Genomic DNA, 25,124 nt, shown 5'->3' with positions numbered 1-25,124 from the left:
CACGGTGGCATGACCTGCGGTTGCTCAACGACGCCTATGACGTTCAGGGGCTGCGCTGTACAGGGTCGATGCCCAGCGCTTCAGCGATTCGCACCAGTTCGGCCACAGAGCGTGCGGCCAGTTTGCGCATGACCTGACCGCGATGGACCTTGACCGTGACCTCGCTGAGGTTGAGTTGTCCGGCAATCTGCTTGTTCATCAGCCCGGCAATGACGAAGCCGAGCACTTCGCGCTCACGGGCGGTCAGGGTTTCGTAAGCGCGACGCAGGACGGCGCCGGAGTGTTCGGCGGCCAGCCGCGCGCGGTCGCGGGCCAACGCACTGGCCACCGCGTCGAGCATGTCCTGATCGCGGAACGGCTTGGCGAGAAAATCCACCGCACCGGCCTTCATCGCCTTGACGCTCATGGCAATGTCGCCGTGGCCGGTCATGAACACCACGGGGATGCGCAAGCCGTTCTTTTCCATCTGCTCCTGAAAGGTCAGGCCGCTTTCGCCGCGCAGGCGCACATCGAGCACCAGACAACCGGGCACGTCACGTTGCGCTTGACCGAGAAAATCCCGGGCGCTGTCGTAGGTCTGTACCTGCAGGCCGATCGAGCGCAGCAAGCTGTCGAGCGCCTGGCGCATCGAGGGATCGTCATCGACCACGTACACCACCGGTTCGCTGGGCACACCGGAACTTTGCGCAGGACTGGAATGCGACCACAGGGTCATGGTGTCTCCTCGGCGAGATCGCAGCACGCATTGGGCTGGTCAATAAATCTAGTTCAGGATGGCGACCGCAGCCAGACACCGGCCAGACGGTCAGCGATCAGGCTAACAGTCGTCGCCATTGCCGGCCGGCCAGAAACCCCTGAAAATCGGCCAGGCTGAGGCAGTCCCGCCTTCGGCACTGCAAACAGGCAGGCCCGCGATGTCCACCCTTCCCGCTTTTCCCTCTGCCCCGCGCGACGTGGTGTTCATCGCCTACCCGCGCATGAGCCTGCTCGATCTCAGCGGTGCGCAGACCGTGTTCTGGGCAGCAAGCAAAGCCTTGGCTGAACGCGGTCAGCCCGGCTATCAACTGCACACCGCCAGCCTCGGCGGTGGCTTGATCCAGACCGTCGAAGGTCTGGCCATCGATACCCGGGCATTGGCCACGCTCGATATGGCCGCGCTGGACACCCTGGTCGTGCCCGGCGCCCCCGACATCTGCCAGACCCTCGACGAACACCGTGAACTGAGCGACTGGCTGCATGACCACGCCCGCCTCGCCCGCCGCGTGGTTTCGGTGTGCAGCGGTGCGTTTCTGCTGGCCCAGGCCGGTTTGCTTGACGGCCGTCGCGCCGCCACCCACTGGGCGATGTGCGATGCCTTGCGTGATCGATTCCCAGCGATCGAGGTGGATGCCGATGCGATTTTCATTCAGCAAGGCCAGGTCTGGACCTCGGCCGGCGTGACCGCCGGGATCGATCTGGCCCTGGCGCTGGTCGAGGCCGATTGTGGCCGCGAAGTGACCTTGCAAGTAGCGCGCGAGTTAGTGGTTTACATCAAGCGTCCCGGCGGTCAGGCGCAATACAGCACGCTGCTGCAATCGCAGGCGCAGGACGGTTCGCTATTCGATGATCTGCACCTGTGGCTGATGGAGCGGCTCGGCGATCCCAACCTCACCGTGCAACGTCTGGCCGAGCAAGCCGCGATGAGCCTGCGCAACTTCACGCGGGTCTACAAAGCACGCACCGGGCGCACGCCGTCAAAAGCGCTTGAGCTGTTTCGCCTCGAAGCCGCCAAACGCCTCCTGGAAAACTCCCCGCACAAAATCGAACGTATCGCGCGCCTCTGCGGCTTCAGCGACGAAGAACGTCTACGCGCCTGCTTCCAGCGTCACCTGTCGATCTCCCCACGCGACTACCGCAGCCGCTTCAGCCGCAACGGCTGAGCCGCTATACCTAGGTATAGTTTTGCCCGCAGGCCATCGGCGTATGGTGCAAGGACGACAGGAGTCACCCAGCTCGGCCACCCGGCCCGGGAGCGTTATGCATAAAACGTATGTCATTGCGGTGGTGGACGACGACGAGGCAATGCGAACGTCGCTGAGCAGCCTGCTGCGTGCCTCGGGTTATCGAGTGCTCAGCTATGCGGGGCCGGCGCAATACCTTGAATCTGAGGGGCCGGCGCAGAGCGATTGTCTTATTTCCGATATTCAAATGCCGGGCATGACGGGTTTGCAGATGCATGCTGCACTGCGGGCTCGAGGATTTGGCGTGCCGGTGATTTTTGTATCGGCGCATGCGGGCGATTTGCCTACCAGTGTGAACGGCGTCATTGCATGTCTGGCGAAGCCTTTTCTGGCCGAGCGTCTGCTCGCCTGCCTGGAGCACGCGCTGGGTTGACCCCGTCGTTTCATACCTTCGTATACCCCCCTTCCACCCATGCATCCCCCCCGCACACCGATGGACAACTGCGCCCGCAGCCTGCGCGCCCTAGCATGACTCTCGACAGCGAACGATTGAGCGCCAGGCAGTACGGCAAGCAGTTGCGGCGGCCAGTGATCGTCACGCCAGAGTCCGGACCGGGCTCGGGTTTCATCCATCCATCAGCGTCAGGGAGCACATTATGAAACAGCAATTATTGGTGATCGGTGCGGGGTTCGGCGGGCTGTGGAGTGCGTTGAGCGCCGCGCGTTTGCTGGACATGCATGACCGTCAGGACGTGGAGATCACACTGCTCGCCCCGCAAGCTGAATTGCGCATTCGTCCGCGCTTTTATGAGCCGGACGTGCACAGCATGTACGCGCCGCTGGACGCGTTGTTCGATGCGGTGGGCGTGCGTTTCGTCCAAGGTACTGCTGAAAGCATCGATGCTCCGGCGCGGCGCGTCGGTTATCGCGACGAGGCCGGGCGCCCGGGTGAGCTGGCTTACGATCGGCTGATTCTCGCCAGTGGCAGCCAGCTTGCCCGGCCTCCGGTCCCCGGCCTCAAGGAGCATGCGTTCGACGTCGATCAGATCGAATCCTCGGCGCGCCTGGAACGCCATCTCATGGCTTTGGCCAACCAACCGGCCAGCGTTGCCCGCAACACCGTGGTGGTCGCCGGTGGCGGTTTCACCGGGATTGAAACTGCGACGGAAATGCCGGCGCGCCTGCGCGCGATTCTCGGTGAGGATCAAGACCTGCGCGTGATCATCGTCGATCGCAGCAAGGATATTGCCGCAACCATGGGCGATGGCATTCGCCCATCGATCATCGAAGCGTCCAACGAACTGGGCATCGAATGGATCGTCGACGCCAGCGTTGCCGCTGTGGATGCCAACGGCGTCACGCTCGCCGATGGCCGCCACATCGAAAGCCACACCGTCATCTGGACCGTGGGTTTCCGCGCCAGCCCGCTCACTGAACAGCTCGACGCCGAACGCGATGCTCAGGGCCGCCTGCATGTCGACGGCAACCTCAAAGTACAAGGCATCGATCATGTATTCGCCGCCGGTGATGTCGCTCGCGCCGCCACTGATGACCTCGGCAACTACGCGGCAATGTCCTGCCAGCACGCGATCAGCCTCGGTCGCTACGCCGGCAACAACGCCGCCGCCGATCTGCTCGGCGTCGCTCCGACAATGTATCGCCAGCCCAAATACGTGACTTGCCTGGATCTGGGCGCCTGGGGCGCGGTGTACACCGAGGGTTGGGATCGCCAGCTGAAGCTGGTCAAGGCCGAAGCCAAAGAGCTCAAGACGCAAATCAACACCGTGTGGATCTACCCGCCGGCCGCCGATCGTCGCACCGCCCTAGCGGCCGCCGACCCGTTGATCCCGGTAGCCTGATTTCGCCCTCCGCTTTTTGCCCTGAGAACAAGGAGAACACCATGACCCTGCATCTGGATTCCTTCACCGCCAACCGTGCCGTGACCCTGCAAGACCCGAGCGAAGAACTGGTGCCATCGCGCTACGCCCTGCGCCTGGGCGACATCGATGTGATGGTGATCAGCGACGGCGTGTTGCCGTTGCCGACCCAGACCATGTCGACCAACGCCGATCCCGCCGACCGCGCCGCGTGGTTCAAGGACATGTACCTGGGCCCTGACGCGTTCGACTGGGCGCTCAATGTGCTGGTGGTGCGCAGCGGCGCACAAGTCATCCTCGTCGACGCCGGGCTCGGCGGGCAATTCCCCGGTTTCCCGCGCGCCGGGCAGTTTCCCAAGCGCCTGGCCGCTGCTGGTGTCGACCTCGCCGACATCACCGATATCGTCATCACCCACATGCACATGGACCACATCGGTGGTTTGCTGGTCGACGCGGTGAAAAGCCGTCTGCGCGAAGACGTGCGCATCCACGTTACCGCCGCCGAAGTGAATTTCTGGACTACACCGGACTTCACGTACACAGACATGCCCGCGCCAGTGCCGTACGTCCTGCGCAGCACCGCCAATGCCTTCATCAATCACTATGAAAGCAAGCTGCAAATTTTCGAAGACGAATGTCAGGTCGCTCCCGGTGTGGTCGCCAGACTCACCGGCGGGCATACGCCAGGGCACTGCGTGGTCTACGTCAACTCCGGCGGCGAGCGCCTGACCTTCGCCGGTGATGCGCTGTTCCCGGTGGCGTTCGATCACCCCGACTGGCACAACGGTTTTGAACACGATCCGGCCAAATCGGTGGATGTCCGCGTGCGTCTGCTCAAGGAAGCTGCCGCCAGCGGCGAGTTGTTTGTCGCCACGCACCTGGCCTTCCCTTCGGTCGGTCGCGTCGCGGTCAACGGTGACGCCTTCCGCTGGATTCCGGCGATCTGGGACTACTGATTGCGCGCTTGAAAAATCTTCGCCCGGCACCTGCCGGGCGAAACTGTTTGCACCGTCATTGCAACGCGCAGCCGTGCGGGCGGTGACCCACCCTCGGTTGCTGTGTACCATTTCTGCATCAAGCAAATCCATGCAGAGGATGGAATGTTGGCATATCTGGATTGGCTGCAATGGCCCGCGATGCTGGTCACCGTACTGGCCGCCTGGCTGATCGGTTCGCAGCGACCGCAACGGCGTATGAGCGGTTTCGTTTGTTTCAGTCTGAGCAATTTGTTGTGGGTGATCTGGGGCGTCTACGCCGGGGCTTACGCGCTGATCGTTCTGCAGCTTTGCCTGTTCCTGATGAACCTGCGCGGTTTCATGAAGAACCGCGTTCCAGAGCGCTGAGTGGCGCTGATCATCTGGCCGGAAAATCCTTTGAATTTTTCTTGTCGGACAAAATCATTTACGTATGAGCGTAAGGAGGAACTCATGCGTAACACCGATATTTTCGTCATCGAATACAAACTGCACGACCAGCCAAAATCATTCGTCATCCGCGCCAAGAGTATGCGCAACGCCGACGCTTGGCATTGGGCGAGCTGTGACGCCGGTATTGCGCCGATTCCGAAACCCGGCAAGCCACCGTTGAAAGTGGTTTCCAAACCCCAGGCCGAGCGCTATGGGATTACCGAGGTGAAGTGGCGCGAAACCGCTGCGCTGAACTGGACGGAGGCTTAGGCAAACCGAATTGTTCAACTGATTTTGCAGGTCAGCCATGCGCCCCAGAACAGACTGCTGAAAAACCGGGTCGCGTCGCCGAATCCGGCGTCATGCAGCAACGCCTGAACCGCTGCCTCCGAGTGCGGCGGGTCAGCGCCCTGCAAGATCTTCCCGAGTTTCGCCTGCACCTCGTCGGCGGTTGCGCCCTGCTGTCGCCAGCGCTGGCTCCAGGCTTGCAGCAGCAACGGTTGACTTGTGTAAGCGTAATGATTGCCGGCCACGATCAACGGCGCGCCGGGTTTGAGACGAGCCTGAATGGAGTGCAGGATTTGCTGCTTGGCTGCGTCGCCGCCCAAATGGTGGAGCACGCCGGTCAGCGTGGCGGCGTCAAATGACGCTTGCGCTGGCAAGTCCTCGACGTGGCCCAGATGTATCTGAGTTCTGTGCAATAAATCATTGGCGCGCAGATGCTCGGTTGCAGCCTCCAGCATCGGCTCGGAAGGATCGAGCGCTGTGAAGTTCCACTGCGGCTCCAGCGCGGCCATGGCGATGATTTCCTGCGCCGTGCCGCCCGCGCCCACCACCAGCACGTTTGCCGAACGCGACGGGCCGAGGCTGGCGGCGAGCATGCAGGCGGACAAGTCGTGGCAGGCATCGTAACCCGCCAGGGCAATGCGGCTTTGTCGGGCGTATTCGTTGGCGCGAGAGGTGTCGAATTTGGCGGTGGAATCAGTGGCAGGTTGGGTCATGGCGATGCTCCTTGTCTTCACGGCACGCTACGCCGTGGGAGCGGAGAAGAAAAATCCAATGATTTCATAGGGGACATTCCGCTGGGGAATGTGCAGTTGTTTAAATGGTTCGGCGCTGCTGTTTAAAAGACACGCCGTGTTACCGGCGCAAGACTACAACGTCTTGCGCCGCTACCTACGACTACGCCAGAATCCGCCGGCTTGTGCGTCTGGAGGGCCATCGGTAACTTGGTTCGCGTCACTGATTTCCAGTGATCGGGTTTAGTAGCCCGTGGCAAAAGAAGGTTGCACCGGTGTTCATCACACAGGCTTTTTCAGGCCTGCACTTGATGGCGGCTGTGCGTAGGGCGCTTTCGGGCGCGCCGGCTTTCTTCTTTTCCCCGGTCTACTAACCTGCGTACAGCTGCCACCCCCTGTTTAGTAGCTCGGAGTGGCCGCTTCCAGACAGGAAAAAGAAGATCATGTTCAAACCCACACCGAATCCACCTGAAACAGACCCCACCTCCCCCTACGAATCCCTCGATTCAAAAAAACTCCACGAAGCCGCCGACCGCGCCCTCGACCATTACCTCTGCCCGCCCGGCTCCACCCCGCCGCCGCAAAGCCCCCGCGCCATGTACGCCGTCACCGCCGATACCAAAAACGAAGATCTGCTGGCCAACGCCTGCGAAACTCTCGCCTCGGCGAAAACCATCGCCCAGGAATTCGCCGGGCTGGTGAAACCGTCGCAGCGCCGGACGTTGATGGGAATTGCACAGCTGATCATGCTCAGTGAGCTGGCGGTGAATCGGGTGCTGGATAATCTGGAATTGGCGGGGTAATGCCGGCCGGCTGAGTTAATCGCTGTTCAAGCCGGCCTCTTCGCGAGCAGGCTCGCTCCCACAGTTTGACCGCGTTCCATAGTGGGAGCGTGCCTGCTCGCGATGGACACATGAACAGGTTGACGGCTGTGCGCCGCTTCAGCGCCTGCGCGTGACCACCTTTCGGTGACAATCGGCCGGGGTCAGCACCACGCCGGCCCTGGAGCGCACGGTGATGGTCTCGACGGGCTCGGCTTGCTCGTTGTCGAGCAACACCGAATGCTCCTCCCCTTCCGCAAACAGGAAACGCTCGCCCCACTGGCGCAGGCTGACGACGATGGGAAACACCGCGCGGCCCATGTCGGTGAGCACGTACTCCTTGTAGGCACTGCCGTCCGACGCCGGCTGAATTTCCAGCACACCCAGCTCGACAAGCATTTTCAGTTTGACCGTCAGGATGTTCTTGGCCAGGCCAAGACGCTTCTGAAACTCACTGAAGCGACGAACATCATCAAACGCGTCACGAATGATCATCAGAACCCAGCGATCGCCGATTGCCTCGAGTGTACGGGCCACGGGGCATTCGCTCTGTGCCAGTAGTTGCTGTCTGGCCATGTCTCTCCAAGGCTCCAGGTCTGATGAATAGAATGATCCAACGTCAGACGAAAATGTTTTTGAAATGTGGTTGTATTTAACAACCTGATTTGCTAAAAATCAACGCATCGGTTTCGATTCGAAACCACAATCCAAGGATGGAATGATGCCGTACAAGCCTCATGCCCCGGTAAAAATGGACGTCGAGGGCGACAAAGCGGCCGGTGGCTACGCCCGGACGTCTCGAGGTACAGCGCCTTCGACTTTAAGCCGCTACCAGACTTTTCTCTTCGCAATTACCTGCGCCATGGCGGTAGCAAACGTCTACTTCGCCCAGCCTTTGCTGGAGTCCATGGCCGCCAGCCTTTCTGTATCACCCGGCACGATCGGCATTGTCGTCACCGCCACTCAGGCCGGTTATGCGATCGGTTTGCTGTTCATCGTGCCCCTCGGCGACCTGCTGAACCGCAAGAAACTTATCCTTACACAGCTGTTGCTTTCAGCCGTGGCGCTGTCCGCCGTTGGCCTGGCTCAGGATTGGGGCATGCTGCTCGGCGCGATGGTCCTGGTCGGATTGATGGCCGTCGTCGTGCAAGTGGTGGTCGCCTACGCTGCTACTTTGGCCAGCCCCGAGCAACGCGGCGAAGCCGTTGGCACCGTCACCAGTGGTGTCGTGCTGGGTATCCTGCTGGCTCGCTTCGTTTCCGGAGCCGTTGCCGATCTGGCGGGCTGGCGCGGCGTTTATTTCGTCTCGGCAGCGTTGATGGTGGCGATGGCCCTGGTGCTGTTTCGAACCATGCCCGCCTCGACCAAGCCGCCCGCGCAAGGCAGCTACTGGAGACTGCTGGGGTCGGTGTTCGAGCTGTATCTGACTGAGCGCACACTGCGTGTCAGAGGCACTTTCGCGCTGCTGATCTTCGCCGCTTTCAGCGTGTTGTGGACGTCAATGGTCTTGCCGCTGAGCGCTCCGCCCCTGTCACTTGCGCATACGCAGATCGGGCTGTTCGGCCTGGCCGGCGTAGCGGGAGCACTGGCGGCGTCCAGGGCGGGACGCCTGGCGGATCAAGGACTGGGTAATCGCACCACGGGCGTGGCGCTGGCGCTGTTGACGCTGTCCTGGTTACCCACCGCGTTCGTCGAAAGCTCGCTGCTGGCGATGGTCGTGGGGGTCGTCCTGCTGGATTTCGCCGTGCAGGCGGTGCATGTGACCAACCAGAGCCTGATCCTTACCGCACGACCCGACGCCCAGAGCCGCCTCGTCGGTGCCTACATGTGTTTCTACTCGGTGGGCAGCGGCCTGGGTGCGATCGCGGCTACTTATACCTACGCGCACTTCGGCTGGGTTGCCGTGTGCCTGTTGGGCGCAGGCATCAGCGTCGTCGTCCTGCTCTATTGGTTATATCTTCAACTGATCACCAGATAACTCACCGTCAGACAAACAAACTGCTCGAGTGCGTAGTGATACGCAGCGTGCAACTGTGTGCCTGCCACACAAACTTCAATAGGGAATCGAGGCAAGTATGGCGTTGCACACACTCACCATTCCGTCGCAAAAGTCTGACTCTCCGCATGAGTTCCATGCGCGTTGTCCGACCGGGTGAGCCTCGCCGGCAACCTGACTTCCGTAGCGTGAGCCAATCCATTTCTCCACAAGGCAAATAACCATGAAACCAATGCACGTAGTGTTGGCTGTATTGATAACGGCGATCTGGGGTGTGAATTTCTCGGTGATAAAACTGGGGCTGGCGACGGTAGATCCGTTCATTCTGGCGGGTATCCGCTTCAGCTTGTGCGCCTTGCCAGCGATCTTTTTCATTCGCAAACCCGATGTCCCGTGGCGCTACATCATCGGCTACGGCCTGGTGTTCGGCATCGGACTGTGGGGCGTGGTCAACCTGGGCATCGAGGCCGGTCTGTCTGCGGGCATCGCTTCGCTGGTGCTGCAGTTCAGCGCGTTCTTCACCATCCTGCTCGGTGGCTGGGTGTTCAAGGAAGCCCTGACCCGTTTTCAGGTTCTGGGAATGTTGATCGCGCTGGCCGGCCTGCTGTGCATCATCAGCATCAGCGACGGATCGGTAAGCCTTTGCGGGGTATTGCTGGTCCTGGTGGGTGCGGCGTCGTGGAGCGTTGCCAACATCATCAACAAGAAAGCCAGCACCCGTGATGTCTTCGGTTTTCTGGTCTGGTCGAGCGCTTTCGCACCGATTCCGCTGTTTGCGCTCGATTACGCCGTCAACGGTAGCGTCGGTTACACCACACTGGTCAATCAGATCGATACCACGGCGCTCTTGTCGATCCTGTTCCAGGTCTACCCCAATACCTTGTTCGCGTACTGGATCTGGAACTCGTTGCTCAAGACCTATCCGGTGTCGACAGTCGCTCCGCTGTCGTTGCTGGTGCCGATTTTCGGCATGCTTGGCTCGGTCGTGGTGTTCAACGAAAGCGTGCCGCTGAACAAAATGCTGGCGGTGGTACTGATCGTGATCGGTCTGGCAGTGGGTCTCTATGGCCAGCGCACTTTCAATGCCATGTTCGCGCGCCCTGCGCGCACTTCACCATGAGTCGACTGGGAATCGATATGGGCCTGGGAAGCCCGCTTCGCAAGAGGGCAGGCCCCCATCGAAACCGTAGGGGCCTGACACCGGCGGGTAAGGAGGCGGTCCACCATGGACTGCCTTCGCGAGCAAGCTCGCTCCCACCGGGTTTGAGTGTGTCGTGCGCCTATGGCCGCGAGAAGTTACTCGGGCTAATCCGCCTTCTTCTGCTCCATTTGCACGGATGCCTTGCTGTTGTCTTCGTCCTTGCTGGTGGCTTTGTTGGAATCGAAGCAGCCGTGCAACAGAAACATTGAGCAGAAGCCAAGGCATACACAGATTTGTTTCATGACGATCTCCTTAAAGCAGTGGTCAGTTTGCATCAAATATCAGCCCTTGCTGTGCTCCGGCGACGAAGGACCTTCCTTGATGCCGCGCGGGCCGGCGATGCCCCACACGATCAGGCCGAGCACCGGGAACACGATCAAGCCGATCGCCCAAGCGGCTTTGACGCCGACGCTTTTGTTGCTGCGAAACACGCTGACGATCGCCCACAGGTCAACCAGCAGAATGATCACCGCCACGGCGATGGAAAAATAACTCGCTGCCTCGTTCATTTCGCGATCCTCCAATGACTGGTAAGCATTGGGCTGCGGGGCCTTTTGAGCGTTCAAAAAAATTGCGAGCGCATGGCGCCAAAGGCTCAGCCGCCTTCCGGATCCTGACGGATCACGGAAATCTTGCCGTTGCGCTCGATGATCGCGAATTTGATCTGTTCGATGGTTTCAATACCCTGACTGGAGCGCGCCGCCTCCATGACATCGGCCTCGACCAACCGCGCATGGCGCAGTCGCCGGTGCAACAGCTTGCCGTTCTCGACGATGATCGTCGGCTCGCCATCGATCAAGCGCGAGATCCAGCTGGAACGCTGCTTGAGCAAGGAAAACCCAACGTCGATGGCGATCAGGGTGATGATCACCAGAAACGCATTGGTCAGGGAGAAATCATCGCCCAGCAAGGCTTGCTGAGTGGCTTCGCCAATGATCATCAGCAGCACGAAATCGAACGTTGTCAGCTCGGCCAGCGAACGCCGACCCGCTATTTTGAACAGCACCATCAGTGCCAGATACATCGCGAGCGCGCGCAAGACCGAGTCCATGGTTCACCTACGGAAAAATGAATTGAGTAAGCGGCACGTCGTTCGAGCCTGCCGCCTTGATATGACTGCGAAACAGGCCCAGCCCGTCGCCGCGCAGGGTCAGATAAAGCGTGGCCTGGCCCTGCGCGTCGGTTTGCAGCCACAGGCGCATGCCCTGCGCGGAACTACGCATGCGTACAGGCGCCGGCTGCATCGTTTCGATGCTGAAGCCATCGAGCAGCTCGCCGCCGATGTCCACTTCTACGGTCGCTTCAGGCGCCGCGTGCACGCTGAGTTTCAACGGGTTGGTGGAGCCGTTGCGGTGGAACATTTCGTATTCGACCTGGACTTTGCCATCGTCGCTGCGGGCGTCCTGCGAACTGAGCACACCACGGGAAAACAGCCCCAACAGGCCCAGCAGCATGCACACCACCAACAGACACCAACCGATGTGCTCAAAGCGCCAGACCTTCAATTGATAGGCCATGTCCTCCTGCACCGGGAACTGCCGACTGTGCAGATCGGGATGATCAGTATCTTCCTTCATTGGCGCCTCCCTCCTTCTCCGCGCAAGGCGCGACGGTGGAAATCAGGTAATTGCTGCAAGGCGAATTCCGAGGCGCGGGTCTGCACTTCGCAGCGCGATCCGGGAAACCATTGTCGGGTACTGAACAGAAAATGCCGGTCATCGAACTGAAATGCCCAGGCGAAACACACCGTCCCCGCCTTGATGCCATCCATATCGTCGGGGCCGAGAATGCCGGTGGTGGCGACCGCAACGTTGGCGGTGCTGTCGCGCAGCGCACCGATGGCCATTTCACTGGCGACTTCAACACTGGTCAGGTTGAACGTTTCCATGGTCGCCGGGCTGACGTGCAGCAAGCGCTGCTTGGCCTGCGGTGAATAGACCACGTAGCCGCATTCGATCAGTTCGCCGCTGCCGGGCACCTCCGACAGCAGCATGACGATTTCCCCGGCCGTACAGGACTCGGCGGTGGTGATCATCAGCGAGTGCTGGCGCAGGTATTCAATCGTATCGTTGGCAATGGACATGGCGTGCTCTCGACGTTTTTATTGCCGGTTGACCGCTCGCTGCGCCGAACATTCCGCTGAATTCGCTGGGCACGTAAAACCCCCTTCCCGAGAAAGTTTTCCGCCCCATTCGGCGCGATCACCTACCCTCATAGACTGTGTGATCCATTCGAGCCCGCCGCCCCCATGCGCTGTTCATTCAAGTCATTGTTTCTGGTCCTGTTCCTGCTGCTGATACCGGGCAGCTCGGCGCTGTCGGCAGCAGACCTTCCCGCGCCAGCAAGCACAGGCGCAGCACCGCTGCCGGTGATTTCGCAAAGTGATCTGCAAGCCTTGCAACAACGGCTCGACGGTCTCAAGCAGCAGATTTCGGCGGCGAACAATTACAACCAGCTCGAAGGCCCGCAGGATCGGGTCCAGGCGTTCATTCTCGATGTCGATCGGTTGTCGGCTGCGCTGTTGCCGCAACAGGCGCAACTGGCGGTGCAACTGGGCGTTCTGGGCACCGCGCCAGACGCCGAGGTGGCCGCCGAGCAAGCCGATATCGTCGCGCAGCGGGCCGCGCTGGCGGAGCAGAAAAGCAAGGTCGATGGCACCCTGAAAAGTCTCGCGGCACTGAAACAGAACGCCGCCGATCTGATCACGCAGATTGCCGGCATCCGCCGCACACTGCTGGAAAGCGAACTGACCCTGAGCACCCGCAGCGTGCTGAGCCCACATTTCTGGGCGCCTCTCGTCAATCCAAGCGAGGACGACCGCCAGCGCCTGCGACTTTTCATCGAGCAGGTGGGTGACGTCTGGACCACGGTCTGGGCGCCGGGTGAGCGTTTTTATACCTGCGTGCTGGTGCTGTTGGCACTGCTGGTCTGGACCTTCGGCCGACGTCTGGCCGAGCGCGGGCTGACCTGGTTCTGCATTCACCGCGTGGCGGAGGGTCGCTTGCGCCGCAGTGCATTGGCCTTCGCATCGGCCATGGCGACCTTCATCACCACCGCCATCGCCTTGAAGTTGCTGTTTTACGCTTGCACGCGCCACGAAGCCCTGCCGCCTGTGCTGGAAACCTTTTCCGAAGAGTTCGAAAAAGTCGTATATGCCTGCGTGCTGATCACCGGGCTCAGCCGCGCTTTGTTATCGACCGAACATCCGTCATGGCGCCTGCCGGCGATCGCAGATCCGGTGGCGCTGGCACTCAAGCCCTATCCGCGCATTCTCTCCTGCGCTTTGCTGGTGCTGGTGACGCTGGTGCAGGTCGGTAATGCCACGGGCATGAGCAGCCACATCGTTATGGCCGGACGCGGTGTGATTTCCATGGTGGTACTGGCGATCATCGGCACCCTGCTGTTGCGCGTCAGCAAAGTGCGCAAGGTGCTGGTCGCGGCCAATGACGCTTCGGCGGCAAACAGCGTGTTCGCCGGGCTGATTTACAGCGTCGCCAGTGTCTCGATGTTTGTGACGGCCCTTGCACTGCTTGCCGGTTACGTGTCGCTGGCGCGGTTCATCAGTTATGAACTGGTGTGGAGCTACATCGTGCTGTCGGGCTTCTACCTGCTGATTCAGTTGGTCAAGGACGCCTGCGAACACCTGTTTTCGCCGAAACACGCGAGCGGCAAGGCGCTCAAGCAACTGCTCGGCATCAGCGATCGGCGCCTCGATCAGATTTCGATTCTGCTGTCCGGTTTCAGTCGCGCGGGACTGATGCTGATGGCGCTGATTGCATTGTTTGTCGGCGGCATCGGCACCACGCTTGGCCAGTTGCTCACCAACATCATGTCGATCCTCGGCGGCGCCGGTTTGCGCAAGCTGAACATCGTCCCCGGGCATCTGCTCAATGCGCTGCTGGCGCTGATAATCGGCATCTGGCTGATCCGCGCACTGAGCCGCTGGCTCGACAACGAGTTCCTGCCGAAGACGGACATGGACCCCGGGATGTGCGCGTCGCTGAGCACGCTGTTTTCCAATATCGGCTACGCCTTTGTGATTCTGCTGACGCTGTCGTCGCTCGGCGTGCAGTGGACCAATCTGGCGTGGATCGTCAGTGCACTGTCGGTGGGCATTGGCTTTGGCCTGCAAGAGATCGTCAAGAACTTCGTCTCCGGCCTGATTCTGCTCACCGAACGCCCGGTCAAGGTCGGCGACCTGATCAGCATCAGTGGCGTGGAGGGCGACATCCGCCGGATCAACGTGCGCGCCACGGAAATCCAGCTCAGCGACCGCTCGATCGTGATCGTGCCCAACTCGCAGTTGATCTCGCAGAACCTGCGCAATGTCACCCTCGGCGGCAGTGCTCAGGGCGTGGCGTCGCTGGAGCTGATGTTTCCACTGGATATCGATCCTGAGGAGGTCAAACAGCTGCTGCTCGACGCTTATCACGAAAATGAAACCATCCTCGATAAACCGGCGCCGTTCGTGCGCTTCAGCAAGTTGTCGCCGGATGGGATAACGCTCACGGTCACCGGTTACGTCGGCAGTCCGAGGATCGTCGGGCTGACCAAAAGTGATCTGTTGTTCGAAGTGCTCAAGCGCTTGAGCGCCGCGGGCATTGCGCTGGCGAAGCCGCCGGCGGCGTGATTCGGTTACCCCTCGCCCGAATTGCCAACGCTGGCCGTGCTGCTGCGTGGCGTCAGCTCGAACGGCAGAGTCACGTGTTTTTCTGACAGCGGCTGTTTTTCGATCAGGGCGATTAGCATCTCGACGGCTTTCTCACCGAAGGATTCGGCCGGTTGCGAAATAGTGGTCAGAGGCGGATCGCAGTAGGCAGCCATTGGAATGTCGTCGAAGCCCACCAGGGAAATGTCCTCAGGCACACGCAACCCCGCTTGGCGGATGCGCTTGAGCGCACCGATGGCCATTTCATCGTTTTCACAGAACAGCGCCGTGGGTCGCTCAGCCATTGCGAGCATTTTTTCCGCGCCTGCGAAACCGGCCTCGAGGGTGAAGTTGCCATGGCAGATCAGCGCCTCGTCGAAGGCGACATCGGCTTCGCGCAATGCCGCTTCGTAGCCAGCCAGGCGATCCCGGGTCAGCGGGCTGTTCTTCGAGCCTTTGATCAGGCCGATGCGTCGGTGTCCCAATGCAATCAGGTGTTCGGTCATGGCTTTGGCGGCTGCGACATTGTCCAGGCTGATGGTCGGATAACGCCCGGCCTTGATCACTTCGCAGGCGTTAACGATCGGCGGCAAATCAGCGTCGGCCGGGGCGTTTTCGAACGGGTCGTAGGCGCGCAACTGGATCACGCCGTCGGCTTGATGGGCGTAGACCAGCTCGGCGAATTGCCGCTCCAGTTCTTCCCGGCCCTGAGTGTCGCAGAGCAGCAAGCGATAACCGGCCGCCTGCGCCGCTTGCTGCGCGCCGCTGATGACCCGGGCGAAAAAGGTGTTGGCGATGGTGGGCACCAGAATCACCAGATTGCCGGTGCGCCGCGAGCGGAACTGCACGGCCATCAGATTCGGCCGATAGCCGGCCTGCTCCACGGCGGCCATGACGCGCTCACGGGTTGGCGCGAGGACGCGCTCGGGCGATTTCAACGTACGAGACACTGTCGCCACGGAAACGCCGGCCAGCCGAGCCACTTCGCGAATATTGGACAAAACCACCTCGTTGTTCATATCGATCAGGCGCGGAGCTTACCGCAGGCGACGAGGGATCGAAACGCTGTCGATCATCCGCTGGCATTTGACACTCGGCTAATTCACGCCTAGATTTCGCCCACGATGTAACCGGTTACATCACTCATCAAAATTGCACCCAGCAACCGAGACGACTGCCATGTACGCTGCCGCAAAAAAAATAAGAATGGGTTTTGTCGGAGGCGGTGAAGGTTCCTTCATCGCCCGCGCCCACCGGCAAGCCGCCGGCCTCGATGGACGCTTCGAACTGGTCTGCGGAGCGTTCAGCCGCGATTCCGAGAACAATCAGCGCACCGCTGCCGCGCTGGGTCTGGCCACCGAGCGCTGTTACGACGATTGGCAAACCCTGCTCGCCCGCGAGGCCGCCCTGCCCGCGGAGCAGCGCATGCAACTGCTGATCATCGTTACGCCCAATCATCTGCACGCACCGATTGCCCGTGAAGCATTGAGCGCCGGTTTTCATGTGTTCAGCGAGAAACCCGCGGCGCTGAACCTGGCCGAGGTGCAGGCGCTGCATTCGGTGGTCGTTAACAGTCAGCGCATTTATGGCCTTGCGCACACTTACTTGGGTTACGCGATGGTCTGGCAGGCCCGCGAGATGGTCGCCAGCGGCGTGCTCGGGCACGTGCGCAAAGTCATCGTCGAGTATCCGCAAGGCTGGCTCAGCACCGATGTCGCCGGGCAAGGCAACAAGCAGGCCGGCTGGCGCGACGACCCGGCGCAATCCGGGATCGGCGGCTGCATCGGCGATATCGGCACCCATGCTTTTTCCCTCGCAGAGTTCGTTGCCGGACAGTCGATCCAGTTCATCAGCGCAATGCTCGGTGCACATGTCGTGGGCCGGCAGCTGGATGATGATGTGGCGATGTTGTTCAAGATGAACGACGGCGCCAGCGGCGTACTGCTTGCCAGTCAGGTCTGCGCCGGCGAAGAGAATCCTCTGAAGATTCGCGTCTACGGTGACAAGGGTGGGCTTGAATGGCGTCAGGAGGAGCCGGCCAGTCTGATTCATCGTCCGTTGAACGAGCCGATGCGCATCCTGCGTTCGGGTGTCGGTCAGCCGTGGTTGTGTGCTGCCGCAAACCAGCGCATGCGCCTGCCCGCCGGGCATCCCGAAGGGTATCTGGAGGCCATGGCCAATCTGTACGGCGACCTCGCCGAGGCGATTCTCCAGGACACCCACGGTCATCAAGCTCCGGGCGTGCCGGGCATCGAGATCGGCTTGCGCGGCATGGCTTTCATCGAAACGGCGATCGCCAATCACCTTGGCACCGAGAAGTGGAGCGAGATCCCCGGCCAACTCACAGGAGCCACCCACAATGAATAGTGATCAGCACAACGCGACAGGCCTGAAAGGTCCGGGGATTTTCCTTGCGCAATTCATCGCCGACGAGGCGCCATTCGACTCGCTCGCCAACATCGCCGAATGGGCGGCCTCTCAAGGCTACAAAGCCATCCAGGTACCTACCCTCGGCACGCGCTTCATCGATTTGCAGCGCGCCGCTGAAAGCCAGGACTACTGCGACGAACTTATCGCCGTCTGCGCCCGCGCCGGTGTGGTCATCAGCGAATTGTCGACGCACCTGCAAGGGCAACTGGTCGCGGTACATCCGGCGTTCGACAGCCTGTTCGACGACTTCGCCCCGCCAGCACTGCGCGGCAAACCCCGCGAGCGCACCGAGTGGGCGATCAAGCAGTTGAAACTCGCCGCCCGTGCCAGCCAGCGCCTGGGGCTCACCGCCCACGCAACCTTTTCCGGCGCCCTGCTCTGGCCGTACGTCTATCCGTGGCCGCAACGTCCTGCCGGGCTCGTGGAGCAAGGCTTCGCCGAGCTGGGCAAGCGCTGGTTGCCGATTCTCGACTGCTTCGAAGACGCTGGCGTTGATCTGTGCTACGAAATCCACCCTGGCGAAGACCTGCATGACGGCGCGTCGTTCGAGCAGTTTCTCGAAGCGGTGAATCACCACCCTCGCGCCGCGATTCTCTACGACCCGAGCCATCTGCTGCTGCAGCAAATGGATTACCTCGGCTTCATTGATCGCTACCACGAACGCATCCGCATGTTTCACGTCAAGGACGCCGAGTTCCGCCCCGATGCGCGCTCCGGCGTCTATGGCGGTTATCAGGGCTGGGTCGACCGTCCCGGGCGCTTCCGCTCGCTGGGCGACGGTCAGATCGATTTCAAATCGATCTTCAGCAAATTGTGCCAATACGACTTCAACGGCTGGGCGGTACTGGAATGGGAATGCTGCCTCAAAGACTCGGCACAGGGTGCGGCCGAAGGCGCGGCGTTCATCGAGCGGCACATGATCCGCAAGACCACCAAGGCCTTCGACGATTTCGCCGGGGTCAGCGCCGATGCCGCTTCCAACCGGCGCCTGCTCGGCCTGGCTGACGACTGATTCATCCGCGTTACCGACATAAAAACAATACGGTGATCTGAAATGAACGTAATGAATGCGCGACTCAGCGTAATGATGTTTTTGCAGTTCTTTATCTGGGGTGGCTGGTTCGTCACCCTCGGCACCTTTCTGGCCACCACGCTGGCTGCCAGCGGAGGTCAGGTCGGCATGGCCTTCGCCACGCAATCCTGGGGCGCGATTCTGGCGCCGTTTGTCATCGGCCTGATTGCCGACCGGTTCTTCAATGCCGAACGCATTCTGGCGGTGCTGCATCTGCTCGGCGCGGTGCTGCTCTTTCAGCTTTATCGCGCAGCGGATTTCAGTGCGTTTTATCCCTTTGTGCTCGCTTACATGATGGTCTACATGCCGACGCTGGCACTGGTCAACGCCGTGGCGTTCCGCCAGATCAAGGACCCGGCGCTGGAGTTCTCGCGAATTCGCGTGTGGGGCACGGTGGGCTGGATTGTCGCCGGCGTGGTGATCAGCTTCGTGTTCGCCTGGGACTCGCAACAAAGCATCGCCGCGGGAGGCTTGCGCAATACGTTTCTGATGTCCGCTGTGGCGTCGCTGCTGTTGGGGCTTTACAGCTTCAGTCTGCCGAACACTGCGCCGCTGAAAACCGCAGCGGGCGCATCGAGCCTCAAGCAGATGCTCGGCGTCGATGCGTTGGGTTTGCTCAAGGATCGCAGCTATCTGGTGTTCTTCCTCGCCTCGATCCTGATCTGCATTCCGCTGGCGTTCTATTACCAGAATGCCAACCCGTTTCTGGCTGAGATCGGCGTGACCAACCCGACGGCGAAGATGGCCATCGGTCAGGTTTCGGAAGTGTTGTTCATGCTGCTGTTGCCGCTGTTCATCCATCGCTTCGGCATCAAGATCGCCCTGCTGGTCGGCATGGCAGCGTGGGCATTGCGTTACGTGCTGTTTGCCTTCGGCAATAACGACGATCAGGCGTTCATGCTGCTGATCGGCATCGCCCTGCACGGCGTGTGCTATGACTTCTTCTTCGTGTCCGGGCAGATCTACACCGATGCCAAGGCACCGGAACGCTTCCGCAGCTCGGCGCAAGGCTTGATCACTTTGGCCACGTACGGTTTGGGCATGTTGATCGGGTTCTGGATTGCGGGACGGATCACTGACCACTTCACTTCAAGTGCGGGTCATGACTGGAAAAGTATCTGGCTGTTCCCCGCCGGTTTTTCCGTGGCGGTGCTGCTGTGTTTCTGGGCGACATTCAAGGGCCGCGATCGCGACAAGGCTGTGTTGCCGAGTGCGGTTTAGAGCAGAGTGGTAATGCTTGAATAGAACGAATGCCGCCTGTGGTTGGGGCGGCATTCGTTATCGGTGCTCATGGTTACGCTCAAGCAGTGCGGCGTTCGAGCAGACGGTCGGCACCACCTTCGGCGACCCGATTGCCTTGCAGGTGATCGGCACCGTCAGAGGCTACTGCATCGCTGAACAGTGGATCGGTTTCGGTCGCGGCTACGGCGTCGCTGAACAGTGGATCGGTTTCAGTGGCCGCTACGGCGTCGCTGAACATCGGGTCGGTTTCAGTGGCGGCGAAGGCATTCAGTGCAAAAACCGAGAAAGCGATACCGAGAATAGTCTGGCGTTTCATGATGATGTGCTCCGAGTTGCAGTGGTTGGGTATGGAGCCGATCTTACGCCGCGCCATGGATATGAGAACTTCATTGACTTAATGATTGTTATTGACGCAATCAATGATTGACCAAAGACAGGCCGCTGTTTATCCCATCGGTAAGCTTTTGCTAACGTATCCAGGCGAAACGCGCTACAACATGGAAAGCGTAAAAACTGAAAAAAATTATTTCTGACAGTTTTACTCGAGCAAAAAAAAGACCCGAATCGATCGAAACCGAAACGGGTCTTCCCCGCTCAGACGACCCTTATTTCAGGTCGTCAAAGCGGTCTCGCAGGAACTCGTCAAAGCGCAAGGCTTTGAACAATCTCCATACAAGGCTCAGCGTACGCAGCAAAAGCTTCATACGTTTTGGCCTCCAGGGCTGGCGGCCAAACCTCCAGCAAACTTACCGGACCACGCATGCTTTCAGCCTACATGTTGGTGTGGCTAGTGAGGCGGCCGGTTGAAATCCCTCCGAGACATCATTCCGGCGCGGGTGCGAATCCGCGTCAAAGGGCGTGAAACCTTGTGCGCCCCCAGCCAAACCTCACCGCTCTACCAACAATATGAGCGCTGGCATCTTAACGCAGAAATCGGAAGAGAAAACCCGAGTACCAAGGTTATTCTGCGGCTACGCCTGAACCTTTGTAAAATCGTATTTCTGACAATGTTTATTGACAACACTGAAATCCATTGCATGCGCAGAGCGCTGCTGGAAAACTTCGTACATCCCGATAAACCTACGTTGCGCTGGTGGCCGAAACTCAATACCATGCGCGGACATGTTGGTGTGGCTAGTGATGCACACGGCCTCGGCTCCAACCCGAGGTATGGAAGAACCGCCCCGCGAAGGCGGTTTTTTTTCGTCTGCGTTTTCTTGCGAAGCCCTCTCCCTTCGCGCCACCCGACTCAATTCCCCATCTCCCGTGCACAAATCTTCTAAACACTCTCCTCCCCCACGCGCTATTTTAAAAACGCACCTGCTCAATCGCCCTCGGAGTACTCCCATGGACAAACGCAACTGGATCTCCCTGTCCCAGGATGTCGATACCGGGATCGAGTCGATTCGTGCGCATTTCCGTGGGCATGCCTACGATCCGCACTGGCATGACAGCTTTCTCGTCGGGCTCACCGAGCAAGGCGTGCAGCAATTCAATTGTCGCCGTGTGCGTCATCGCAGTACGCCGGGGCATGTGTTCCTGCTTGAGCCGGGTGAAATTCACGATGGCCATGCGCCAACCGAGGATGGCTTTACCTACTCGATGCTGTACCTCGATCCGTGCTGGCTGGAGCGCGAACTGCACGCGCTGTTCGAAGAGGCGCCCGCCGACAGTCAGCCTGGCTTTGCCGACACCCTGAGCCACGACCCGCGCCTGTCGACTGCGATTGGGCAAGCCTTCCACGCATTGCACGACGGTGACTTGCGCATCGTCCGCCAGACCGCCATCGATGGCCTGCTGGCGTCCCTCACCCGCCACCTCGACTGGCGCAAGCGTCAGGCTTTCGATCCGCGCCTGCCACTGGTTGCGCAGGTCGCGCGGGACTATCTGCATGCCCACACCTATGAAGACATCGGCCTCGATGAGCTTGCGCAAGCCTGTGGCGTGGACCGCTTTCGCCTGACCCGCGCGTTCAAGGCCGCTTTCGGCCTGGCCCCCCACGCTTACCTGATCCAGTTGCGACTGGCCAAGGCGCGGCAATTGCTTGCCCGCGGTGAGACGCCGGCGCAGGTCGCCAGCGTGCTCGGTTTTGCCGACCAGAGTCACTTGGGGCGCTGGTTCCGCCGCGCCTATCAACTGACCCCGGCGGACTACCGCAAACGCTGCTCAAATCTTCCAGACTGAGGCTCCGCCGCTGACGATCATGGTGTCCTGTTTCGACTTTCAGGAATCTGCACCATGGCTTCTTTACTACCCTTTCTGCTGTTTGCTTTCGTCGCCTCGATCACGCCGGGGCCGACCAATATTCTGGTGTTGAGCCACAGCTCGCGACGTGGGTTGATCGCGACGTTGCCAATCATTTTTGGCGCTTGTGGGGCGGCGGCGTTGATCGTGCTGGTGGTCGGGCTCGGTGCTGGCGAAACCCTTTTGCGTTTTCCCCGGGTGCAGCAAGCGATGGCCTGGGGTGGCGTGATCTGGTTAAGCTGGCTGGCATGGCAGATCTTTCGCAGCCCGCCGCCGTCGCTGGACCCGAGTGCCGCACAAGAACAAGGCTTGAGCGTATTCGGCGCGGCGCTGCTGCAACTGGTCAATCCCAAGGTGTGGATGATGGCGGTGGCCGTGGTCAGCGTATTTGTTGGCGGTGGCGACAAAACGCTGCGCCTGCTGGTGTTGTCACTGGCGTTTCTGCTGGTGTCGCTGCCGTGCATGACGCTGTGGGCGTTGCTCGGCGTCGGCAGCGCACGGTTGCTCAGCTCACCGCAAGCGTTCAAGCGAATGAACGCGGCACTGGCCTTTCTTCTGCTGCTCTCGGCGTGGCTGGCCGTGCTGATCTAGTGCCCGGTCGCGTGACGATATTCACGCGGAGTGAATCCGGTCGAGGCCTTGAACTGACGGGTAAAAGCGCTGTGATCGGTGTAGCCGCATTGCAGCGCAACCTCGGTGATCGGCAAGTCGCTGAGCAGCAAGCGATGCGCATGCTCCAGACGGACTTTCTGAATCATCTGCCGTGGCGTCAGGTGAAAAACGCGTTTGCAGTAGCGCTCCAGTTGCGCCACGGAAATTCCGGCGATCCGCGTCAGTTCACTCAAGGTGACCCGTCGATTGAAGTTGGCGCGAATGTATTCATCGACAGCCGCCAGGCGCTCGAACGCCGGGTGGGTTTCACTGGCTGACTGCAGATCCACCGAGATTCCCGCCAAGCCCAAGATCACCCCGTCACGATCATAAATGGGTCGTTTGTGGGTCAGGCACCAGCCCGGTTCGCGACTGCCATACAGGTGCAGTTCGAGCTGATCCTCCAGCACGAAGCCCTCCTCCAGCACCTTGCGATCCTGCTCGGTGTAACCCGGCCCCAACTGCGCGGGGAAAACCTGCGCACTGGTTTTGCCGAGCAACGGGCGCAGGCCCTTCAAGCCACAACGCTGCACCAGCGTGTGGTTGGCCAGCACATAGCGCGCATGCAGGTCCTTGATGAAGATCGCCGCATTGGGGATCACATCGAGTATCGGCAACAGCTGCGCGGCAGCGGCGACCACTTCTTCGAGGGTCTGCGGACGCACGCCGTCAGCGCCTTGGCACAGGATCGAAAACGCAGACTGCATCAAAGACTTCCCCCCTCAAGATGAACCGCCAGAAAAGCTGTCCGCGAGCAGATTGCAGCAACGTTGCGGCCCTGTCGAGGCCGCGCATTCATCGGCGCCATTGTGCTGAATTCGTCATCGATCCCTGCATAAAACATCAATCGCCGCCGTGGTCGACCGGTGCAAAGTCTGGTCGTCCCCGTGACACAACTGCCTATCCAATAACTCACAAGAAGGCGATGCCATGTCAGGCCAAGGCAAGTTCAAAAAACAGCTTTCATTGATCGACCTCACCTTTATCGGACTCGGCGCGATCTTCGGCTCCGGCTGGTTGTTCGCCGCCAGCCATGTCTCGGCGATTGCCGGTCCGGCGGGGATTTTCTCCTGGTTGCTGGGCGGCTTCGCCGTGTTGCTGCTGGGCATCGTCTACTGCGAACTGGGCGCGGCATTGCCCCGTGCCGGCGGCGTAGTGCGCTACCCGGTTTATTCCCACGGCCCGCTGCTCGGCTATCTGATGGGCTTCATTACGCTGATTGCGTTTTCCAGTCTGGTGGCGATCGAAGTGGTCGCCTCGCGGCAATATGCTGCGGCGTGGTTTCCGGGCCTGACCAAGGCCGGCAGCGGCGATCCGACGATCCTCGGCTGGCTGGTGCAGTTCGGCCTGCTCTGCGTGTTTTTCCTGCTCAACTACCGCAGTGTGAAGACCTTCGCCAAGGCCAACAATCTGGTCAGCGTATTCAAATTCATCGTGCCACTGCTGGTGATCGGCGTGCTGTTCACTTTCTTCAAACCGGAGAATTTCCAGGTTCAGGGATTCGCCCCATTCGGACTGTCCGGTGTGGAAATGGCCGTCTCCGCTGGCGGGATCATCTTTGCCTACCTCGGCCTGACGCCGATCATTTCCGTGGCCAGCGAAGTGAAAAACCCACAGCGCACCATTCCCATCGCGCTGATTCTCTCTGTACTGCTGTCGACTTTGATCTACGTACTGCTGCAAATGGCTTTTCTCGGCAGCATTCCGACGGAAATGCTCGCCAACGGCTGGGCCGGTATCAGCAAGGAATTCGCCCTGCCGTATCGCGACATCGCCCTGGCCCTTGGTGTCGGCTGGCTGGCCTGGCTGGTGGTGGCTGATGCGGTGATCTCACCGAGCGGTTGCGGCAATATCTACATGAACGCCACCCCGCGAGTGATCTACGGCTGGGCGCAGACCGGTACCTTCTTCAAGGTCTTCACCCACATCGACGAAAAGTCCGGCATTCCGCGTCCGGCGCTGTGGCTGACCTTCGCCCTGTCGGTGTTCTGGACCTTGCCATTCCCGTCGTGGGAAGCGCTGATCAACGTGGTCTCCGCGGCACTGGTGTTGAGCTATGCCGTGGCGCCGGTCTCGGTTGCTGCGCTGCGGCGCAATGCGCCGGACATGCCGCGCCCGTTCCGGGTCAAGAGCATGGGCCTGCTCGGGCCGGTGTCATTCATCATCGCCGCGCTGATCGTCTACTGGTCGGGCTGGAACACCGTGTCGTGGCTGCTTGGCCTGCAAATCCTGATGTTTGTCATCTACCTGTTCTGCGGTCGTTTCGTGCCGACCGCACACCTGAGTCTTGCGCGCCAGGTGCGTTCTTCGGCGTGGCTGATCGCGTTCTACGCGGTGACCATCGTGCTATCGAAACTCGGCACCTTCGGCGGCCTGGGCATCCTCGCCCATCCGTTCGACACGATTGTCGTCGCCGCTTGCGCCACGGGCATCTACTACTGGGGCGCGGCGACCGGTGTGCCTGCGCATCTGCTGCGCCTGGACGACGAGGACGAGGAAAGCGAAAGCCCTGCGCCCTCGCCTACCGTCAATGCCCGCCCTGCCGGCGCCTACTGAAATCATCCAACGGGATCTCTT

General features: G+C 60.5%; 27 protein-coding genes. 16 read left to right on the top strand and 11 right to left on the bottom strand.

All coding sequences use genetic code 11. The features are described 5' to 3' along the window. Positions 1-43 precede the first annotated feature (43 nt). Positions 44-715, bottom strand: coding sequence for a response regulator transcription factor (locus AC0Z4S_RS00650; RefSeq protein ID WP_485621641.1), 672 nt, complete (start codon positions 713-715; stop codon positions 44-46). 199 nt (positions 716-914) lie between these two features. Between AC0Z4S_RS00650 and AC0Z4S_RS00645 the strand changes: the two genes are divergently transcribed. From AC0Z4S_RS00645 to AC0Z4S_RS00620, 6 genes are all read left to right on the top strand, one after another. Beyond that, entirely contained in the window at positions 915-1,919 is a 1,005-nt protein-coding gene (locus AC0Z4S_RS00645) for a GlxA family transcriptional regulator (protein ID WP_485621640.1), read from the top strand. Between the two features lie 97 nt (positions 1,920-2,016). Then, complete coding sequence (locus AC0Z4S_RS00640) at positions 2,017-2,373, top strand: response regulator transcription factor (RefSeq protein ID WP_485621639.1); 357 nt, start codon at positions 2,017-2,019, stop codon at positions 2,371-2,373. Positions 2,374-2,596: 223 nt separating this feature from the next. Then, positions 2,597-3,799: an NAD(P)/FAD-dependent oxidoreductase gene (locus tag AC0Z4S_RS00635; protein WP_485621638.1), complete on the top strand. Its 1,203-nt coding sequence runs from the start codon at positions 2,597-2,599 to the stop codon at positions 3,797-3,799. A gap of 41 nt (positions 3,800-3,840) precedes the next feature. Continuing rightward, complete coding sequence (locus AC0Z4S_RS00630; RefSeq protein WP_485621637.1) at positions 3,841-4,773, top strand: MBL fold metallo-hydrolase; 933 nt, start codon at positions 3,841-3,843, stop codon at positions 4,771-4,773. Between the two features lie 144 nt (positions 4,774-4,917). Continuing rightward, the gene (locus AC0Z4S_RS00625; RefSeq protein ID WP_429459370.1) at positions 4,918-5,160 is read left to right on the top strand and encodes a hypothetical protein; all 243 of its coding nucleotides are present in this window, start codon (positions 4,918-4,920) and stop codon (positions 5,158-5,160) included. Positions 5,161-5,244: 84 nt separating this feature from the next. After that, positions 5,245-5,493, top strand: a complete 249-nt coding sequence (locus AC0Z4S_RS00620) for a DUF6555 family protein (protein WP_253500894.1) — start codon at positions 5,245-5,247, stop codon at positions 5,491-5,493. 14 nt (positions 5,494-5,507) lie between these two features. Here AC0Z4S_RS00620 and AC0Z4S_RS00615 read toward each other — a convergent pair whose 3' ends face one another. Beyond that, on the bottom strand, positions 5,508-6,224 hold the full coding sequence (locus AC0Z4S_RS00615) for a class I SAM-dependent methyltransferase (protein WP_485621636.1): 717 nt from the start codon (positions 6,222-6,224) through the stop codon (positions 5,508-5,510). 461 nt (positions 6,225-6,685) lie between these two features. On the opposite strand from AC0Z4S_RS00615, the gene AC0Z4S_RS00610 reads away from it, so the two are divergent. Continuing rightward, on the top strand, positions 6,686-7,045 hold the full coding sequence (locus AC0Z4S_RS00610; RefSeq protein WP_253500892.1) for a DUF6124 family protein: 360 nt from the start codon (positions 6,686-6,688) through the stop codon (positions 7,043-7,045). 138 nt (positions 7,046-7,183) lie between these two features. On the opposite strand, the gene AC0Z4S_RS00605 is transcribed toward AC0Z4S_RS00610, so the two are convergent. After that, positions 7,184-7,639 carry a winged helix-turn-helix transcriptional regulator gene (locus AC0Z4S_RS00605; RefSeq protein ID WP_485621635.1) on the bottom strand — a complete coding sequence of 152 codons (456 nt, stop codon included), beginning with the start codon at positions 7,637-7,639 and terminating at the stop codon, positions 7,184-7,186. A gap of 145 nt (positions 7,640-7,784) precedes the next feature. Between AC0Z4S_RS00605 and AC0Z4S_RS00600 the strand changes: the two genes are divergently transcribed. After that, positions 7,785-9,041, top strand: a complete 1,257-nt coding sequence (locus tag AC0Z4S_RS00600) for an MFS transporter (protein ID WP_485621634.1) — start codon at positions 7,785-7,787, stop codon at positions 9,039-9,041. A 241-nt stretch (positions 9,042-9,282) separates the two neighbouring features. Next, on the top strand, positions 9,283-10,179 hold the full coding sequence (locus AC0Z4S_RS00595) for an EamA family transporter (RefSeq protein ID WP_485621633.1): 897 nt from the start codon (positions 9,283-9,285) through the stop codon (positions 10,177-10,179). A gap of 185 nt (positions 10,180-10,364) precedes the next feature. Here AC0Z4S_RS00595 and AC0Z4S_RS00590 read toward each other — a convergent pair whose 3' ends face one another. From AC0Z4S_RS00590 to AC0Z4S_RS00570, 5 genes are all read right to left on the bottom strand, one after another. Beyond that, entirely contained in the window at positions 10,365-10,502 is a 138-nt protein-coding gene (locus AC0Z4S_RS00590; protein WP_485621632.1) for a hypothetical protein, read from the bottom strand. 39 nt (positions 10,503-10,541) lie between these two features. Then, positions 10,542-10,769 (bottom strand): PLD nuclease N-terminal domain-containing protein, encoded by a 228-nt coding sequence (locus AC0Z4S_RS00585; RefSeq protein WP_042609610.1) that lies wholly within the window; start codon positions 10,767-10,769, stop codon positions 10,542-10,544. Between the two features lie 86 nt (positions 10,770-10,855). Next, positions 10,856-11,311 (bottom strand): DUF421 domain-containing protein, encoded by a 456-nt coding sequence (locus AC0Z4S_RS00580; RefSeq protein ID WP_227974252.1) that lies wholly within the window; start codon positions 11,309-11,311, stop codon positions 10,856-10,858. 7 nt (positions 11,312-11,318) lie between these two features. Then, positions 11,319-11,837, bottom strand: coding sequence for a hypothetical protein (locus AC0Z4S_RS00575; protein WP_485621631.1), 519 nt, complete (start codon positions 11,835-11,837; stop codon positions 11,319-11,321). Further along, positions 11,834-12,343, bottom strand: coding sequence for a CinA family protein (locus tag AC0Z4S_RS00570; RefSeq protein WP_485621630.1), 510 nt, complete (start codon positions 12,341-12,343; stop codon positions 11,834-11,836). The genes AC0Z4S_RS00575 and AC0Z4S_RS00570 overlap by 4 nt, the downstream gene beginning before the upstream one ends. A gap of 165 nt (positions 12,344-12,508) precedes the next feature. Here AC0Z4S_RS00570 and AC0Z4S_RS00565 point away from each other — a divergent pair, with 165 nt between their 5' ends. Then, positions 12,509-14,890, top strand: coding sequence for a DUF3772 domain-containing protein (locus AC0Z4S_RS00565; protein ID WP_485621629.1), 2,382 nt, complete (start codon positions 12,509-12,511; stop codon positions 14,888-14,890). A gap of 5 nt (positions 14,891-14,895) precedes the next feature. On the opposite strand, the gene AC0Z4S_RS00560 is transcribed toward AC0Z4S_RS00565, so the two are convergent. Next, positions 14,896-15,909: a LacI family DNA-binding transcriptional regulator gene (locus tag AC0Z4S_RS00560; RefSeq protein WP_485621628.1), complete on the bottom strand. Its 1,014-nt coding sequence runs from the start codon at positions 15,907-15,909 to the stop codon at positions 14,896-14,898. 178 nt (positions 15,910-16,087) lie between these two features. Here AC0Z4S_RS00560 and AC0Z4S_RS00555 point away from each other — a divergent pair, with 178 nt between their 5' ends. Genes AC0Z4S_RS00555 through AC0Z4S_RS00545 form a run of 3 tightly spaced genes read left to right on the top strand, consistent with a single transcriptional unit; the run spans position 16,088 to position 19,631 of the window. Next, positions 16,088-17,275 (top strand): Gfo/Idh/MocA family protein, encoded by a 1,188-nt coding sequence (locus AC0Z4S_RS00555; RefSeq protein WP_485621627.1) that lies wholly within the window; start codon positions 16,088-16,090, stop codon positions 17,273-17,275. Continuing rightward, a complete protein-coding gene (locus AC0Z4S_RS00550) occupies positions 17,268-18,350 on the top strand; it encodes a sugar phosphate isomerase/epimerase family protein (RefSeq protein ID WP_485621626.1) in 1,083 nt (360 codons plus the stop codon). Before AC0Z4S_RS00555 ends, AC0Z4S_RS00550 begins: the two co-directional genes overlap by 8 nt. 42 nt (positions 18,351-18,392) lie before the next feature. Then, positions 18,393-19,631 carry a nucleoside permease gene (locus tag AC0Z4S_RS00545; protein ID WP_485621625.1) on the top strand — a complete coding sequence of 413 codons (1,239 nt, stop codon included), beginning with the start codon at positions 18,393-18,395 and terminating at the stop codon, positions 19,629-19,631. 79 nt (positions 19,632-19,710) lie between these two features. On the opposite strand, the gene AC0Z4S_RS00540 is transcribed toward AC0Z4S_RS00545, so the two are convergent. Beyond that, the gene (locus AC0Z4S_RS00540; protein ID WP_485621624.1) at positions 19,711-19,968 is read right to left on the bottom strand and encodes a hypothetical protein; all 258 of its coding nucleotides are present in this window, start codon (positions 19,966-19,968) and stop codon (positions 19,711-19,713) included. A gap of 1,031 nt (positions 19,969-20,999) precedes the next feature. Here AC0Z4S_RS00540 and AC0Z4S_RS00535 point away from each other — a divergent pair. Continuing rightward, entirely contained in the window at positions 21,000-21,836 is an 837-nt protein-coding gene (locus AC0Z4S_RS00535) for an AraC family transcriptional regulator (RefSeq protein ID WP_485621623.1), read from the top strand. A 54-nt stretch (positions 21,837-21,890) separates the two neighbouring features. Then, positions 21,891-22,487 carry a LysE family translocator gene (locus AC0Z4S_RS00530; RefSeq protein WP_485621622.1) on the top strand — a complete coding sequence of 199 codons (597 nt, stop codon included), beginning with the start codon at positions 21,891-21,893 and terminating at the stop codon, positions 22,485-22,487. Here the strand turns inward: AC0Z4S_RS00530 and AC0Z4S_RS00525 are convergent. Then, complete coding sequence (locus AC0Z4S_RS00525; RefSeq protein WP_485621621.1) at positions 22,484-23,254, bottom strand: PAS domain-containing protein; 771 nt, start codon at positions 23,252-23,254, stop codon at positions 22,484-22,486. The genes AC0Z4S_RS00530 and AC0Z4S_RS00525 overlap by 4 nt on opposite strands. A gap of 223 nt (positions 23,255-23,477) precedes the next feature. Between AC0Z4S_RS00525 and AC0Z4S_RS00520 the strand changes: the two genes are divergently transcribed. Beyond that, on the top strand, positions 23,478-25,103 hold the full coding sequence (locus AC0Z4S_RS00520; RefSeq protein WP_485621620.1) for an APC family permease: 1,626 nt from the start codon (positions 23,478-23,480) through the stop codon (positions 25,101-25,103). The last annotated feature ends 21 nt before the right edge of the window (positions 25,104-25,124 follow it).

The sequence above is a fragment of the Pseudomonas sp. 1L-B-1-E-C1 genome (genome assembly GCF_057291835.1).
The sequence above is the reverse complement of the archived record's forward strand: the minus strand, read 5'-3'. Positions and strand labels throughout refer to the sequence as shown.

What these genes read in the sequence shown, in the direction of transcription:
- AC0Z4S_RS00525 (WP_485621621.1), bottom strand. Translation starts at nt 23,254, where the DNA reads ATGCAGTCTGCGTTTTCGATCCTGTGCCAAGGCGCTGACGGCGTGCGT.
- AC0Z4S_RS00620 (WP_253500894.1), top strand. Translation starts at nt 5,245, where the DNA reads ATGCGTAACACCGATATTTTCGTCATCGAATACAAACTGCACGACCAG.
- AC0Z4S_RS00550 (WP_485621626.1), top strand. Translation starts at nt 17,268, where the DNA reads ATGAATAGTGATCAGCACAACGCGACAGGCCTGAAAGGTCCGGGGATT.
- AC0Z4S_RS00600 (WP_485621634.1), top strand. Translation starts at nt 7,785, where the DNA reads ATGCCGTACAAGCCTCATGCCCCGGTAAAAATGGACGTCGAGGGCGAC.
- AC0Z4S_RS00575 (WP_485621631.1), bottom strand. Translation starts at nt 11,837, where the DNA reads ATGAAGGAAGATACTGATCATCCCGATCTGCACAGTCGGCAGTTCCCG.
- AC0Z4S_RS00555 (WP_485621627.1), top strand. Translation starts at nt 16,088, where the DNA reads ATGTACGCTGCCGCAAAAAAAATAAGAATGGGTTTTGTCGGAGGCGGT.
- AC0Z4S_RS00640 (WP_485621639.1), top strand. Translation starts at nt 2,017, where the DNA reads ATGCATAAAACGTATGTCATTGCGGTGGTGGACGACGACGAGGCAATG.
- AC0Z4S_RS00590 (WP_485621632.1), bottom strand. Translation starts at nt 10,502, where the DNA reads ATGAAACAAATCTGTGTATGCCTTGGCTTCTGCTCAATGTTTCTGTTG.
- AC0Z4S_RS00580 (WP_227974252.1), bottom strand. Translation starts at nt 11,311, where the DNA reads ATGGACTCGGTCTTGCGCGCGCTCGCGATGTATCTGGCACTGATGGTG.
- AC0Z4S_RS00520 (WP_485621620.1), top strand. Translation starts at nt 23,478, where the DNA reads ATGTCAGGCCAAGGCAAGTTCAAAAAACAGCTTTCATTGATCGACCTC.
- AC0Z4S_RS00625 (WP_429459370.1), top strand. Translation starts at nt 4,918, where the DNA reads ATGTTGGCATATCTGGATTGGCTGCAATGGCCCGCGATGCTGGTCACC.
- AC0Z4S_RS00605 (WP_485621635.1), bottom strand. Translation starts at nt 7,639, where the DNA reads ATGGCCAGACAGCAACTACTGGCACAGAGCGAATGCCCCGTGGCCCGT.
- AC0Z4S_RS00630 (WP_485621637.1), top strand. Translation starts at nt 3,841, where the DNA reads ATGACCCTGCATCTGGATTCCTTCACCGCCAACCGTGCCGTGACCCTG.
- AC0Z4S_RS00545 (WP_485621625.1), top strand. Translation starts at nt 18,393, where the DNA reads ATGAACGTAATGAATGCGCGACTCAGCGTAATGATGTTTTTGCAGTTC.
- AC0Z4S_RS00570 (WP_485621630.1), bottom strand. Translation starts at nt 12,343, where the DNA reads ATGTCCATTGCCAACGATACGATTGAATACCTGCGCCAGCACTCGCTG.
- AC0Z4S_RS00610 (WP_253500892.1), top strand. Translation starts at nt 6,686, where the DNA reads ATGTTCAAACCCACACCGAATCCACCTGAAACAGACCCCACCTCCCCC.
- AC0Z4S_RS00650 (WP_485621641.1), bottom strand. Translation starts at nt 715, where the DNA reads ATGACCCTGTGGTCGCATTCCAGTCCTGCGCAAAGTTCCGGTGTGCCC.
- AC0Z4S_RS00540 (WP_485621624.1), bottom strand. Translation starts at nt 19,968, where the DNA reads ATGAAACGCCAGACTATTCTCGGTATCGCTTTCTCGGTTTTTGCACTG.
- AC0Z4S_RS00595 (WP_485621633.1), top strand. Translation starts at nt 9,283, where the DNA reads ATGAAACCAATGCACGTAGTGTTGGCTGTATTGATAACGGCGATCTGG.
- AC0Z4S_RS00535 (WP_485621623.1), top strand. Translation starts at nt 21,000, where the DNA reads ATGGACAAACGCAACTGGATCTCCCTGTCCCAGGATGTCGATACCGGG.
- AC0Z4S_RS00530 (WP_485621622.1), top strand. Translation starts at nt 21,891, where the DNA reads ATGGCTTCTTTACTACCCTTTCTGCTGTTTGCTTTCGTCGCCTCGATC.
- AC0Z4S_RS00565 (WP_485621629.1), top strand. Translation starts at nt 12,509, where the DNA reads ATGCGCTGTTCATTCAAGTCATTGTTTCTGGTCCTGTTCCTGCTGCTG.
- AC0Z4S_RS00585 (WP_042609610.1), bottom strand. Translation starts at nt 10,769, where the DNA reads ATGAACGAGGCAGCGAGTTATTTTTCCATCGCCGTGGCGGTGATCATT.
- AC0Z4S_RS00645 (WP_485621640.1), top strand. Translation starts at nt 915, where the DNA reads ATGTCCACCCTTCCCGCTTTTCCCTCTGCCCCGCGCGACGTGGTGTTC.
- AC0Z4S_RS00615 (WP_485621636.1), bottom strand. Translation starts at nt 6,224, where the DNA reads ATGACCCAACCTGCCACTGATTCCACCGCCAAATTCGACACCTCTCGC.
- AC0Z4S_RS00635 (WP_485621638.1), top strand. Translation starts at nt 2,597, where the DNA reads ATGAAACAGCAATTATTGGTGATCGGTGCGGGGTTCGGCGGGCTGTGG.